General features: G+C 74.1%; 11 protein-coding genes. 3 read left to right on the top strand and 8 right to left on the bottom strand.

Annotation, left to right across the window (positions count from 1 at the left end):
- Positions 1-37: 37 nt before the first annotated feature.
- Together ACWERV_RS35660 and ACWERV_RS35665 are read right to left on the bottom strand one after the other, a co-directional pair.
- The gene (locus tag ACWERV_RS35660) at positions 38-697 is read right to left on the bottom strand and encodes an HhH-GDP family DNA glycosylase (protein WP_398183863.1); all 660 of its coding nucleotides are present in this window, start codon (positions 695-697) and stop codon (positions 38-40) included.
- A gap of 110 nt (positions 698-807) precedes the next feature.
- Positions 808-1353 carry a cysteine hydrolase family protein gene (locus ACWERV_RS35665; RefSeq protein WP_452940949.1) on the bottom strand — a complete coding sequence of 182 codons (546 nt, stop codon included), beginning with the start codon at positions 1351-1353 and terminating at the stop codon, positions 808-810.
- Positions 1354-1538: 185 nt separating this feature from the next.
- Here ACWERV_RS35665 and ACWERV_RS35670 point away from each other — a divergent pair, with 185 nt between their 5' ends.
- A complete protein-coding gene (locus ACWERV_RS35670) occupies positions 1539-1934 on the top strand; it encodes a DUF3040 domain-containing protein (protein WP_452940951.1) in 396 nt (131 codons plus the stop codon).
- Between the two features lie 53 nt (positions 1935-1987).
- Here the strand turns inward: ACWERV_RS35670 and ACWERV_RS35675 are convergent, their stop codons facing one another.
- The 4 genes from ACWERV_RS35675 to ACWERV_RS35690 all read right to left on the bottom strand — a co-directional run bounded on the left by ACWERV_RS35675 (position 1988) and on the right by ACWERV_RS35690 (position 6991).
- Positions 1988-3655, bottom strand: a complete 1668-nt coding sequence (locus ACWERV_RS35675) for a SpoIIE family protein phosphatase (RefSeq protein WP_452940952.1) — start codon at positions 3653-3655, stop codon at positions 1988-1990.
- A gap of 160 nt (positions 3656-3815) precedes the next feature.
- Entirely contained in the window at positions 3816-5501 is a 1686-nt protein-coding gene (locus ACWERV_RS35680; protein ID WP_452940954.1) for an alpha/beta fold hydrolase, read from the bottom strand.
- Between the two features lie 93 nt (positions 5502-5594).
- Positions 5595-6152, bottom strand: a complete 558-nt coding sequence (locus ACWERV_RS35685; protein ID WP_452940956.1) for a TetR/AcrR family transcriptional regulator — start codon at positions 6150-6152, stop codon at positions 5595-5597.
- A 56-nt stretch (positions 6153-6208) separates the two neighbouring features.
- The gene (locus tag ACWERV_RS35690) at positions 6209-6991 is read right to left on the bottom strand and encodes a class I SAM-dependent methyltransferase (RefSeq protein ID WP_452940957.1); all 783 of its coding nucleotides are present in this window, start codon (positions 6989-6991) and stop codon (positions 6209-6211) included.
- 240 nt (positions 6992-7231) lie between these two features.
- Between ACWERV_RS35690 and ACWERV_RS35695 the strand changes: the two genes are divergently transcribed.
- Positions 7232-8392, top strand: coding sequence for a hypothetical protein (locus ACWERV_RS35695; RefSeq protein WP_452940959.1), 1161 nt, complete (start codon positions 7232-7234; stop codon positions 8390-8392).
- Positions 8393-8483: 91 nt separating this feature from the next.
- Here ACWERV_RS35695 and ACWERV_RS35700 read toward each other — a convergent pair whose 3' ends face one another.
- The gene (locus tag ACWERV_RS35700; RefSeq protein ID WP_452940961.1) at positions 8484-9095 is read right to left on the bottom strand and encodes a GNAT family N-acetyltransferase; all 612 of its coding nucleotides are present in this window, start codon (positions 9093-9095) and stop codon (positions 8484-8486) included.
- A gap of 106 nt (positions 9096-9201) precedes the next feature.
- Positions 9202-10647 (bottom strand): glycosyl hydrolase, encoded by a 1446-nt coding sequence (locus ACWERV_RS35705; RefSeq protein ID WP_452940963.1) that lies wholly within the window; start codon positions 10645-10647, stop codon positions 9202-9204.
- 498 nt (positions 10648-11145) lie between these two features.
- On the opposite strand from ACWERV_RS35705, the gene ACWERV_RS35710 reads away from it, so the two are divergent.
- On the top strand, positions 11146-12422 hold a 1277-nt coding region (locus tag ACWERV_RS35710), incomplete at its 3' end, for a glycosyl hydrolase (protein WP_452940965.1).

Below are 12422 nucleotides of genomic sequence, written 5' to 3' on the forward strand. Positions count from 1 at the left end.
GTGCCGCCCGGCCGGGCGGCACACGGCGGACGCGCGTTCAGCGCGCGGCCTCGCGGACCGTCTCGGGGCCCTTCCTGTCCAGCGAGACCCGTACCAGCGCGGCCGCGAGCACCGCCGGATCGGTCTCCGCGTCCTCCGCCAGGCCGGCGAGCCTCCCCGGCGAGCGCGGCAGCCCCAGCGCACCGGCGCCCTGCTCGGCCTTCGCGCCGAAGTAGGGGGCGACCTGCGGCCACACCGTCTGCACCTCGCGCAGGAAGATGTCCGCACCGGCCGGACCGATGCCGGGGAAGTCGCGCAGGCGCCCGCGGATCTCCGCCACGTCGCCGTCCGCGGCGTCGCGCAGCCGGCGCAGATCGCCGCCGTAGCGCTCCTGCGCCAGGTCGGCGCCCTCGCCGAGCCGGGTCGCGGTGCTCTCGTCGTAGCGGCGGTAGCCGCCCCGGCCGAGCGCGTCGACCCGCTGCTGCCACGTGGCGTCCGCCATCCCGCGAGGATCGCGCATGCCCGCCGCGGACAGCTCCTTCGCCGCGGCCACCGCGATGTCGGCCCTGATCCGGGCGCTCAGCAGATCCGCGAGCACCAGCAGCCGGTAGAGCGGCTGCGGGGTGTCCCGCATACGGATCCCCGCCTGCTCGGCATACGTGCGGCCGTAGCCGTCCAGGAGCGCGTGCGTGATGTCCTGCCGGTCGGTCCCGGCCATGCGGCCCACCTCCCACCTGGTGCGTAGGCCCTGCGGCTACCCGTGAGGAGCCGGCCGAACCCCGGTACGGCGGGCGATCCGCGTCCGGGCCGCCACCTGTACGGCGGGCGTCACCAGCGCATGGCGTCGGTGTCCGTGAGCCGGGCGCCCATGTTGCGCTCCATCATCCGCAGCGCCGCGTCCGCCAGGTCGGCGTGGATGTGGGCCACGGCGTCGCGCAGCACCGTCACGTCCAGATGCCGGATGTGCGCGTCCAGCGCCGAGTAGAGCACGCACTGCTCGGTCGCCTGGCCGCACAGCACCACATGGCCGATGCGGTGCTGCTGGAGCAGGTACTCCAGCGGTGTCTGGAAGAAGACCGAATGACGGGCCTTGACCACGAAGAGCGAGTCCTCGTCGGGCACCACGGGCCGCACCAGGTCGGCGTGCGGGCCGCGGAGCGCGGCCGCCACCAGCTCGTCGTGGTGGGAGCGCCAGCGGCCGAAGTTGTCGTTGACGTAGATCACCTCGGTGCCGTGCCGCCGGGCCCCGGCCAGTGCCCGGGTGACGGCGGGCAGCACCTCCCGCACCGACGCGACCAGCAGATCCGCGTCCGGGTGGTCGTAGGTGCTGATCATGTCGACGACCACGAGCGCGCACCCCGTGTGCGTGTCCATCCCTCCATCGTGGCCCCGGCCCGGCGTGTCCGCCCCCCGGCACGCGGTCCGGAGAAAAGCGCGGGATTCACCCGATTGGGCGGGTATGTCGCCGGGTAGTCGGTGGACATGAGCGGCCGAAGCCGCCGCTACGGTCAGTGAACGCCGGCGACGGTAGCCGGGCCCCTCGGGTGAGGAGGCGCACGATGGTCCTTTCCCTGCACGAACGACGAGTGATCGCCGACCTCGAACGGCTGATCACCCGCGAGGATCCGAAGCTCTCCAAGACGCTCGCGGACTTCGGGCGCACCCGCCCGGAGCCGCTGCACCCACCGGCACCACCCGCGCCCGAGGTCGAACCGGCCCCGGTGGAGCCCCCGCCGCGCGCCGGGCGCTCCGGCCGGGTCACCGCGTGGGCGAGCGTCCTCGCGCTGGTGCTGCTCTTCGCGGCCCTCGCCCTGTCGGCGGCCGCGCAGCTGCTCGCCGCGAGCGTGTGCGCGCTGACGGGCGTGGCGAGCTGGGCGGTCTACCGCGCCGGTCGGCACCGCCGCGCCGAGCCGCCGCCCCCGCCGCCGCCCCCGGGCATCGGTCCGGGCGGCTGAACCGCCCGCAGCACCAGGCGTACGGTCCCTGCCCGCGGCGCACGTGCCGCCGGTCATCCGGAGAGCGGCTGCTCGGCCCAGATGGTCTTGCCCTGGGTGGTGTAGCGGGTGCCCCAGGTGTCGGCGAGCTGGGCCACCAGGAAGAGGCCGCGGCCGCCCTCGTCCAGCCCGCCGGCGTGCCGCAGGTGCGGCGACGTGCTGGAGGTGTCGGTGACCTCGCACACGAGCCGGTCGGTACGGATCAGCCGCAGGGTCAGCGGCGGACGGCCGTAGCGGATCGCGTTGGTGACCAGCTCGCTGACGATGAGCTGCGTCGTCGACGCCTCCTCGACGGCGTTCCACAGCGTCAGCTGCTCGGCGGCCAGGTCGCGGGCCCGCGACACCGAGGCGGGCTCCGGCGGCACCTCCCACGACACGACGTCGCGCCCCGGCACGGGCCGCGGCCGGGCGAGCAGCAGTACGCCGTCCTCCTCGCCGGACCGCACCGGCCCGATCGCGTCGACCGCGTGCGCGGCCAGCGCGTCCAGATCCTCCGCGGGACGGCCCAGGGCCCGCACCAGGGCGTCCGGCCCGTCGGCGCCGTCGTCGGTGCTGACCACACCGCGCGTGTAGAGGGCGAGGACTCCGTCCTCGGGCAGGTCGAGGCCGACCGACTCGAAGGTGCCGTGCTCGCCGAAGGGCGGCCCCACGGGCATGTCCACCGCCTCCGGCGGCCGGTCCGGCCGGACGACGAGCGGCGGCGGGTGCCCGGCGCTCGCGGCCTGGCAGCGCCCGGTCACCGGGTCGTAGAAGACCAGCAGGCACGTCGTGGTGGGTCCCGGACGCTCGCCCGAGGCCGCGTTCGTCGCCAGGATCTGCCGCACCAGGTGCTCCAGGTGCGTCAGCAGCTCGTCCGGCGCCAGATCCATGCTGAGCAGCGCGCGCACGGCGGTACGGGCCCGCCCGGCCCGCGCGACGGCCTGGATGCCGTGACCGGTCGCGTCCCCCGCGACGAGCGCGACCCGCGCGCTCGACAGCGCGATGACGTCGCACCAGCTGCCGCCCTTGCCCTTGTACAGCCGCCCCGGCAGATAGCGCCGGGTGTGCTCCATGGAGGGGTGGGCCGGGACGACGTCGCGCAGCAGCGCGTGCCGCAGGGACTGCCGCGAGCGCGCCGAGCGCGCCTCCCTGCGGGCGTTGTCCAGGCAGACCGCGCCGTGCACCGCCACCGCGGCGGCCAGCTCCAGGTCGCCGGGCGCGATCGGGGGCGCCCCGGGCCCGCGGTAGAGGTGGAGCAGGCCGAGCGCGGTCCCGTGCGCCGTCAGCGGCAGGGCGGCGAGCGCGTGCGCGGGCCGCGCGTCGGGGACGAGCCACGGCGTGTCGGGCCCCGTGCCCGACTCCAGCAGTGGCATCCCGCCGGTCAGCGAGCGCGCGTACGGGCTGCCCGGCGGATACGTCACGTCGGCGCCCACGGGCACCTCGCCGGGCACGCCGCCGCCCGCGCGGCAGGAGGCCGCCCGCCGCAGGCCCGCCGCCGCACCGTCGACCGGGCCGGGCGGCGGCACGTCGCCGTCCACCACGCCGTCCAGCAGGTCGACCGCGGCGAAGTCCGCGAGCCCGGGTACGACGGCGCGCACCAGCTCGTCCGCGGTGCGCAGCACGTCCGCGGTCGTGCCGACCGAGACGACGGCCGCGCGCAACAGGTCGCTCCCCGCCGGATGCCGCTCATCGGGCCTGGCCACGCCCCCAGTCTCGGCGGACGGCCGAACCGCCGCCACCGGTGACCCGGCGAGCGGGTGAGGCGGCATCAGGGCGTTCCCGCCCGTGCGGACAGCCGGCTTCACGGACGCGGGCGGGCCCCGCCGGAAGGCGCCCGGCCGCGTCGGGCGGCGCGCTTCCCGGTCACCGCTGCGGCACGGCCGCCGCGGGGCCGAGGCGGCGGGCGAGCTGCGCCGGATGGGTGAGCTGCGGGTAGTGGCCTGCGCCGGCGATCTCGGTCACCGGGGTGCCGACCGGCACGGTCAGCGGGTCGGCGGCGCCCACGACGATCTCGACGGGGACCTCCACCCGGGGCAGGAGCGAGCGCGACAGCTCGCGTGCGGCGTGATCCGTGCGCAGGGCCCCGACCACGCGGCGCGCGGCTCCCGGGCGCCGCAGGTCGGCTGCGGCGCCGGCCACCTCGGGTCCCTCCGGGAGGCCGAGCGCCGCGGCCAGCCGGGCGGCGGACACACGGCGCAGGGCCGGCACCGCGATCCGCGAGCGGGTGAGCCGCCCGGCGGGGGCCTGGAGGAACGAGGGGGAGACGAGCACGAGCTTGCGGATGCGTTCGGGACGCGTGGCGGCGAAGCGCAGCGCGGGCCCGCAGGCCAGGGAGTGCGCGACTAGTACGGGCCGGGTCCTGACCGGGCTCATGAGGTCGGCCAGCCACTCGTCCACTGGCCGGGAGGAGGCGGCCGACCGTCCCAGTCCGGGCAGGTCGGGGGCCAGGACCGGGCCGGTCAGGCGCGCGGCGAGAGGCGCCCAGAGGTCGGCGTTCATCGGCAGCCCGTGCAGCAGGACGTGGTCCGGCCGGTGGCGCTCCCCGGTCACCCAGGTACGGGAGCCCGCGACGGACCGGAAGCCGTACGGCCGTATCCCGGGGGTGGCGGCGCCGAAGCGGGCGGCCACCAGGTCGTCGGCCCAGGTGCGCAGCGCGTCCGCGACCGGGGGCATCTCCAGGCCGGCGCCCGCGGCGAAGGCCGCGGCGGAGGCCGTCGGGTAGCGGTCCGCCGACAGGAAGGAGAGCGTCTCCGGGTCCGCGCCGGTGAGCTTGCGCGGCAGACGCCGCAGCAGGCCGACGGGGACGGAGCGGCGGGGTGCCCGTACGCCCATGTGGTCGGCGATCGTGCCGATCAGCCCGGGGAGGAGGGGGGTGGTGTCGTCGAGCACCCAGTAGTGCTCGCCCGCGGGCGCCGCGGGGATCTCCGCGAGGAAGCGCGCGAAGTAGCCGACGGTGACGACCGGCACGAAGACGTCCGGACCGCCGGGCAGCGCGGGGAGCCGCCCGTTCCACAGGTTCTCCACGAGGGCGGCCGGGCCGACGTACTGCCCCGGCCCGATCACGCTGCTGGGATTGGCGAGGGTCAGGGGTACGTCCAGCGCGCGGGCCCGAGCGCGTACCGCGAGATCCCCCTCGAACTTCGAGGCCTCGTACGCGCCCAGCCCGGCGTAGTCGGGGCGGCCCTCGGGCGCGCTCACCCGGTAACCGCTGACGTGCACGAGCCTGCGCGGCCGCGGCAGCGTCGCGGCCCATTCGACCACGTTGAGCGCCCCGGTGACATTGGCCGCCCGCGCCTCGTCCACCCCGAGGCCGAAGGCGTAGCGGGCGGCGCAGTTGTAGACGACCCGCGCGTCGGGCAGTCCGCCGAGCGGTCGCGTGATGTCGGCGGTGGCGACGGTCAGGCCGCCGGTGCCGATGCCCTGGCCGGTGAGCCAGGGGGTGAGGGTGTCGTTGCGGACGACGGCCGCCACCTGTTGTCCCCTGCCGAGCAGTTCGGCGACCAGGGAGCGGCCGATGAAGCCGGTGGCACCGAAGACGATCGCGTCCATGACGGTCTCCTAATAGATCGGTCTACATATTTTGAGGACAGCAAAAGGCCCGCCACCGGGATCCGCCGGGAGCGGCGGTGGCGGCGGGCGGTCTCAGCCGAGCAATGCGGTGATCTGACGGGCGACGGACGCCAGCGGGGCGCGGCTGCGGTGCGTCCTGGCCAGCAGGAGCGCCCCCTCGATCAGCGCCAGGACGGTGACCGCGAGGTCGTCGGCGTCCGCGCGGCCCTCCAGCCGTGCGCGCAAGGTCGCCTCCCACTGGGTGTAGACCTCCGAGCAGGCCTTCTGCAGCGGATCGCTGGTCGCGGCCACCTCCAGTGCCACGGTGGCCACCGGGCACCCCTTGCGCCAGCCCGACTCCTCCAGCCGGTCGCCCAGGTGCCGCAGCACCGCGTCGACGAACTCCGCCGCGGACGCGGGGGAGTCGGCCAGCGCCTCCATGGCGCCGTTGACCGACCGCCCGGCCTGCCGCAGCGACGTCCCGACCAACTCGTCCTTGCCGCCGGGGAAGTGGAAGTAGAGCGACCCGCGGGGCGCCCCGCTGGCCGCGATCACCTGGTTGAGCCCGGCGCTGAAGTATCCGCCGGTCTCGATCAGTTCCTGCGTCGCCTCCGTCAGCCGGTCCCGCGTCTCGGCGCCCTTCTGTCCCATGGGGCGAGAATAGACCGGCCTACATATTTCCTCAAGCGGGCCTCTGCGAACAGGAGTCACCGGCGCGCCGTCCGCCAGGTGAGGGCGCGGAACGGGAGGTCGAAGCCGTCGTCCGGGCTGATGCCGAGTTCCGCGCAGAGCGTGTCCAGGGCTCGGGCCAGCAGGGCTCGGCGCTCCTCCTCGGGCAGCAGGATGACACGGCTGTAGGTGCCGAGCAGCGCCGCCGCCTCGACCGGGGTCGTGCGGCGGGTGGTGGTGAAGACGGCGTGCTCCGGCGCGCCGAAGGGCGAGTCCGCGTGCTCCAGCGCCGCGCGCAGCATCTCCCCGCGGCGCTCCGAGCGGCCCCCGGGCGCCTGCCCGCCGCCGCTGCGGCCGAGGGCGCCCGCCCAGCGGTCCACCCACTCGACGTCGCGGTCGACACCGTTCCAGACGATGCCGAGCCGCCCGCCGGGCCGCAGCACCCGGGCGATCTCGGGAACGGCCCGGTCGGTGTCGAACCAGTGCCAGGCGGAGGAGACGATCACCGCGTCCACGGCCGCGTCGGACAGCGGGATCGACTCCGCGGTGCCGCGCCGGACATCGGCGTCCGGCAGGCGCTCGGCGAGCACCGCGCGCATCCGGTCGTCCGGCTCGACCGCGTACACCCGGGGTACGCGGGACGGCAGCAGCGCGGTGAGGGTGCCCGCGCCGGCCGCGAGGTCGAGGACCGCGGACGGGCGCTCCGGCAGCATCCAGTCGATCGCCTCGTGCTGCGGGGCCGGGCGGAGCCGGCCGTAGTCCTCGGCGACGCGCCCGAAGGCGGCCGCGCGCTCCGGGGTGGAGGGGGAGGGAGTGGTCATGGCGGGTGCCTCCGTCGGGTGGGACGTCCGGACGGCAGTAGACCACGGCCCCGGGGCCCAGGGGCCGCGGCACCCGGGCGGACGGCCGGACGGCCGGGCGGTGCCCGGAAGACCGGTGAACGCGGAGGAGTTGCCTGCAACCGTTGTCCGGGCCACGGCCTCTCTCACTGTGCACGGGCGCCGGGCCGCCGGCCCGGCACACGCCCGATGCGCCGAACCGACCGAGGGGGAGCACGGACGATGGCACACGCAGCAGTGACCGTCAGACGCGGAATCGCGGCGGCGTTGGCGGGAGCCGGGGTCGGCGCGCTGGCGCTGAGCGGTACGGCGGCGGCCGAGCCGGTGGGGGGCAGGCCGTGGGTGGAGACACTGACGGGGCAGGTGTCGATGATGACGGTGGCCCAGCAGGGCCCCTCGGTCACCTGGGCCGGGGGCGCCACCGTCGTCACCGACCCCGACGGGGGGATCTCGTTCACCCCGACCCTGTACGAGCGCGATCTCGGCAAGGGCGGGAAATGGCGGCAGCTGTCGCTGCCGGGCGCCGGCGCGTGGAACAGCAGGATCAACGACATCGCCACCGCCGCCGACGGCTCGGCCTTCTTCGTCGGCGACCAGGGCGCGGACGGCCAGGGCGTGCTGGTCGGGCGCTACACCGGCGGCCACTGGCACCTGACCGCGGACAAGGGCCTGCCCGGAACCGTCGAGGCCGCCCTCCTGTCGGTGAGCGCGGTCTCCGCGACGGACGCCTGGGCGGTGGGGCAGGGCTACACCGAGGACACCTTCGCGGCCGTCCCCGTGGTGCAGCACTGGGACGGCAAGCGGTGGCGTTCCGTGCGGATCCCGGGATCCCAGGACTGGAGCCTGAACCAGGTCGACGAGGTGGCGCCGGACGACGTCTGGGTGGTCGGCGTGGACGAGGCCACCGGCCAGTCCGTCGCAGCGCACTGGGACGGACACCGCTGGACCCGCACGCCGACCCCGGCCTTCCCCGACTCGGCCGTCCTCTTCGACGTCGCCGCCCGCACCCCCGACGACGTATGGGCCGTCGGCTGGTCCCGCGACACCGACAAGCAGCGACCGGCGGGCCTCGCCCTGCACTGGGACGGCACCACGTGGACCGAGGTGCGACTGCCGCGGGGCACGTTCGCCCTCCAGTCCGTGGCTCTGCGGGGCAGGAACGGAGTCGTCGTCGTGGGCGGCATCGACGACGGCGCCGTGGGCCTGAGCCTCACCTCCACGGGCGGCTGGAAGTCCCTCGGCCTGCCCGAGAGCGACCCGCAACTGCCGCTGGGCGTCGGCGCCGTGGCGGCCTCCGGCAACCACCTGACCGTCGTCGGCTGGCACTACGCGTCGAGCGACGGCGGCGACAGCTTCGCCAACGGCACCATCCTGACCCGGTAGGACCGGCCCGCCCGTCGGCCGACACGCGCGTGCGCCCGGGGAGTCCTCCACGGGGCCGGGGCGCCCGCCGTGTCGGAGGCGAGCGGTGCCGTCAGCGCCGGGCGGCCCCGGCGCCGGGCGGGGCCGCGGCCTGCCGACCGGCTGCCGGGACGGTCGTGGGGTCCCATTCGCGGCGCAGGAGGCCGAAGATCCAGGAGTCGGAGACGTCGCCGTCGACGACGCAGTCCTCGCGGAGGGTGCCTTCGAGGACGAAGCCGAGCTTCTCCAGGACCCGGGCGGAGGCCGCGTTGCGGGTGTCGGCCTCGGCCTGGACGCGGTTCAGGTCCAGGGCGTCGAACGCCCACCGCAGGACGGCACGGGCGGTCTCCGTCGCGTAGCCGTGGCCCCACGCGGCGGCGTCGAAGACATAGCCCAGGGACGCGCTGCGGAAGTCCGGGTTCCAGCCGGTCAGACCGCACCAGCCGATGAACGCGCCGTCGTCGGCACGCTCGACGGCCAGCCGCGCTCCCGTGCCGTCCTCCTGCATCGTCCGGCAGGTCGCGAGGAAGCGCTGGGCGCGGGCCGGGTCGGTCCACGGCGGCGAGTCCCAGTACCGCAGCACGTGGGCGCTGCGGTGCAGCGCGTAGAGGGGCTCCGCGTCGGCGTCGGTGAAGGGCCGCAGACGCAGGCGGGCGGTGCGCAGTTCGGGAGTGGGCAGTGTCATGCGGGGCATCCTGCCGTGTCGCGCCCGCCCCGGCCATCCGTTCGACGGGCCGGGGCGGGCGGGACGTGCGCGGGTGCCGGTGGTCCGGCGCCCTGGTGTGGTCTGCTCAGGCGGGGAGGTGCCAGAGCTGCCAGGCGTTGGTGTTGCGGTCCCAGATCTGCAGCCGGGTCCCGTTGGCCGTGGCACCTCCCGGAGCGTCGAGATAGCGGCCGGACTGGGGGTTGCGCAGATGCCCGTCGGACTCCGCGACCCACTGCTGGGCACCCGAACCGTTGCAGTCCCACAACTGCAGCTTCGTCCCGTTGGCGGTGCCCTGGCCGGTCACGTCCAGGCACTTGCCCAGCGCGCGGACCGTACCGTCGGAACCGGCCGACCACACCTGCGCGGCCGTCCCGTTGCAGTCGTACAACTGCACCGCCGTCCCGTTCACCGAACTGCCACCCGCCACATCCACACACCGGCCACCCACACCCGTGAACGCACCCGAACCCCCACCCGGAGGCGTCGTCGGAGGCGTCGTGCCGCCGCCCGCGGGAAGCGTGAACTGGCCCTGGCTGAGGACACGCGAGGAGTTGAAGGTGGCTTGCAGCCCGGAGCTGGAGTTGGCCGAGGTGATGTAGTCGGCCCAGATCATGAACCAGGTCCACTGCGGCTGTGACGCGAGCTGGGACGGTGTGGGCACCGTGCCGACCTCGGCCAGGGAGACGGGCTTGCCGTGCGCGGTGTTGAGGATCGCCTGATACCAGTCGCCGGTCGGGAAGCCGTGCACCCACGGGTCGAGGCTGGCCACGTCGACGTAGTTGTCACCGGGGTAGAAGCTGGAGACGCCGCCGGAACCGCCGTTGGCGTCGCTGTCCTTGACGTTCCACACCCAGATGATGTTGGTCAGGCCCTTGGACTTCAGGTAGTCATGGGTGATCTGGAACAGCCGCGCGCTGCCGTTCGGCCCGGGACGGCCGCCCCACCACGCCCAGCCCTCGTTCATCTCGTGCAGCGGCCGGAACAGCACCGGGATGCCGGCGTCCTTGAGCTGCTGGAAGTACGGGACGGCGGTGTCCAGCTTGGCCTTGTAGTCGTTGTTGAGCGTGGTGCCGTCGGTGACGAGCTGGCTCCACTCGGCGTCCGACATCGACGTGCCGTTGATACCGCCGTCGAAGGCGCAGGTGGCGACGTCGGGCCGGCACATGTGCCAGGTGAGGTTCACCAGCGAGCCGTTGGCCCACTCGGTCTTGGCCTGGTTGATCATCGTCTGCCGGTTGGCGATGTCGGTCGCGGTGAATCCCAGCTCGCCGCCCCACAGTCCCGGCCACTTGCCGGTGATCGAGTGCGCCTGGGCGGTGTACTGCGACGGGTTGCTCAGCGGTTCCTTGTTGTGCACGCCGCTGATCGTGTGGTTGCCGCTGATCTGGTGCAGGTAGTCGACCACCGCGCCGGGGGTCGAGGCGCCGGTCGCGGACGCGGGTGACGAGGAGGTGGCCAGCCACGCGGCACCCGCCAGCGGGATCACGGCCAGCAGGGCGGCAGCCTTGCGCCTGAAGATCTTCGACCTCAAGGGGTAACCCTCTCATGAGCAGTCATGGGGGTGGAACGTTGCATGTGCGCAGGCAACCGGGCCTGGCCGACTGGGCCGTGACGGCATCGCGGTCGCGCACCGAACTGACGCCAGAAGCTAGGACTGCGCCCTGCCGGTGTCAATGGAGCGGACCAATCCGGGTGTAAAACGTGCCAGCGGCGGGGGGTTCGCCGCACTTCGCGACTGCCCCGGCAGCCCGCGGACCGCGCACGCCGACGGGCTCCACGCCCCGCCACGGCACTTCCCGTGCTCAAAGACGAAGAAGTTGTGCAGCAGCGACACCCCAGGTCAGGCGGCGTGCGGGTGGTCGTGTCGGCGGGGCGGCCGGGAATTCTACTTGAACGATATATGGACACCGGCACACCCCGGGTCTACTGTGACGCCGCCCCCCTTCCGCACGGCCCCCGCACCGGGCACGGCCGGGGCCGTGAGCAGGGCGCTCGGCAGATCACCCCTCCCCTCACGAAAGGCACCTCCATGTCCCTACGCGCCAGAACCCGCGCGCTGCTGGCCGGCACGGTGGCCGCAGTGGTCGCGGGCGTCACGCTCACCGTGACCGGCGGGAGCGCCGCCGCGGCGCCGCCCGCCGCGTCCGGTGTGACCAAGGCCGACGAGATCGCCTACCTCAAGAGCCTGACGGGCAACCATGTCCTGTCCGGGCAGCAGGGCGGCGCCAACAGCAACCCCGCGCAGTGGATCGGCAAGGTCCACGACATCACCGGGAAGTACCCGGGCCTGTGGAACGGCGACTTCGGGTTCAGCCAGAACGACATCGACAACCGGCAGACCGTGATCAACGAGGCCGAGGCCGAGTGGAACGCGGGCGCGCTGCCCGGCCTGATGATGCACGCCTGCCGCCCCGACGTGGCCACCTGCGACTTCGAGGGCGGCTCCAACCCCGTCAACGGCAGCAAGCTGTCCGACGCCGAGTGGCAGCAGGTCATCACCGACGGCACCACGCTCAACACCGACTACAAGCACAAGCTCGACCAGTTCGTGCCCTACTTCCAGCAGCTCAAGGACGCCGGCATCCCGGTGCTGTTCCGGCCGCTGCACGAGATGAACGACGGCTGGGCGTGGTGGGGCGGCCGCTCCGGGCCGAACGGCAGCGCGCGGCTGTTCCAGATCACCCACGACTACCTGCAGTCCAAGGGCCTGGACAACATCATCTGGGTCTGGGCGCTCAAGGACGTCCAGGGCGCCGCGTCCCAGGCGGCCGCCTACTACCCCGGTGACAACTACGTCGACGTGGTGGGCCTGGACGTGTGGTGGCAGAAGTTCCCGGCCACCGACTGGTACAACGCGCTGTCGGCCATCGCCGGCGGCAACAAGCCGATGGCCCTCGCGGAGGTCGGCAGCGTCCCGCAGCCCGCGCAGCTGTCGGCCCAGCCCAAGTGGGTCTACTGGAACGTGTGGCTGGATTACCTCACCAACTCCGGCTACAACACCAACGACTCGGTCAAGGCCGGCTACTACGACTCCCGGGTGCTCAGCCGCGGCGACATCCACATCCCGACCGGCACTCCGACCACGCCTCCGACGACGCCTCCGGGTGGGGGTTCGGGTGCGTTCACGGGTGTGGGCGGCCGGTGTGTGGATGTGGCGGGTGGCAGTTCGGTGAACGGGACGGCGGTGCAGTTGTACGACTGCAACGGGACTGCCGCGCAGGTGTGGTCGGTGGGTTCCGACGGTACGGTGCGGGCGCTGGGCAAGTGCCTGGACGTGACCGGCCAGGGCACCGCCAACGGGACGAA

This window comes from Streptomyces sp. NPDC004031 (assembly GCF_053604375.1).

Bases quoted from the DNA above. Each gene is read 5' to 3' on its own strand.
- ACWERV_RS35660 (WP_398183863.1), bottom strand. From the start codon at position 697: ATGGCCGGGACCGACCGGCAGGACATCACGCACGCGCTCCTGGACGGC.
- ACWERV_RS35665 (WP_452940949.1), bottom strand. From the start codon at position 1,353: ATGGACACGCACACGGGGTGCGCGCTCGTGGTCGTCGACATGATCAGC.
- ACWERV_RS35670 (WP_452940951.1), top strand. From the start codon at position 1,539: ATGGTCCTTTCCCTGCACGAACGACGAGTGATCGCCGACCTCGAACGG.
- ACWERV_RS35680 (WP_452940954.1), bottom strand. From the start codon at position 5,501: ATGGACGCGATCGTCTTCGGTGCCACCGGCTTCATCGGCCGCTCCCTG.
- ACWERV_RS35685 (WP_452940956.1), bottom strand. From the start codon at position 6,152: ATGGGACAGAAGGGCGCCGAGACGCGGGACCGGCTGACGGAGGCGACG.
- ACWERV_RS35690 (WP_452940957.1), bottom strand. From the start codon at position 6,991: ATGACCACTCCCTCCCCCTCCACCCCGGAGCGCGCGGCCGCCTTCGGG.
- ACWERV_RS35695 (WP_452940959.1), top strand. From the start codon at position 7,232: ATGGCACACGCAGCAGTGACCGTCAGACGCGGAATCGCGGCGGCGTTG.
- ACWERV_RS35700 (WP_452940961.1), bottom strand. From the start codon at position 9,095: ATGACACTGCCCACTCCCGAACTGCGCACCGCCCGCCTGCGTCTGCGG.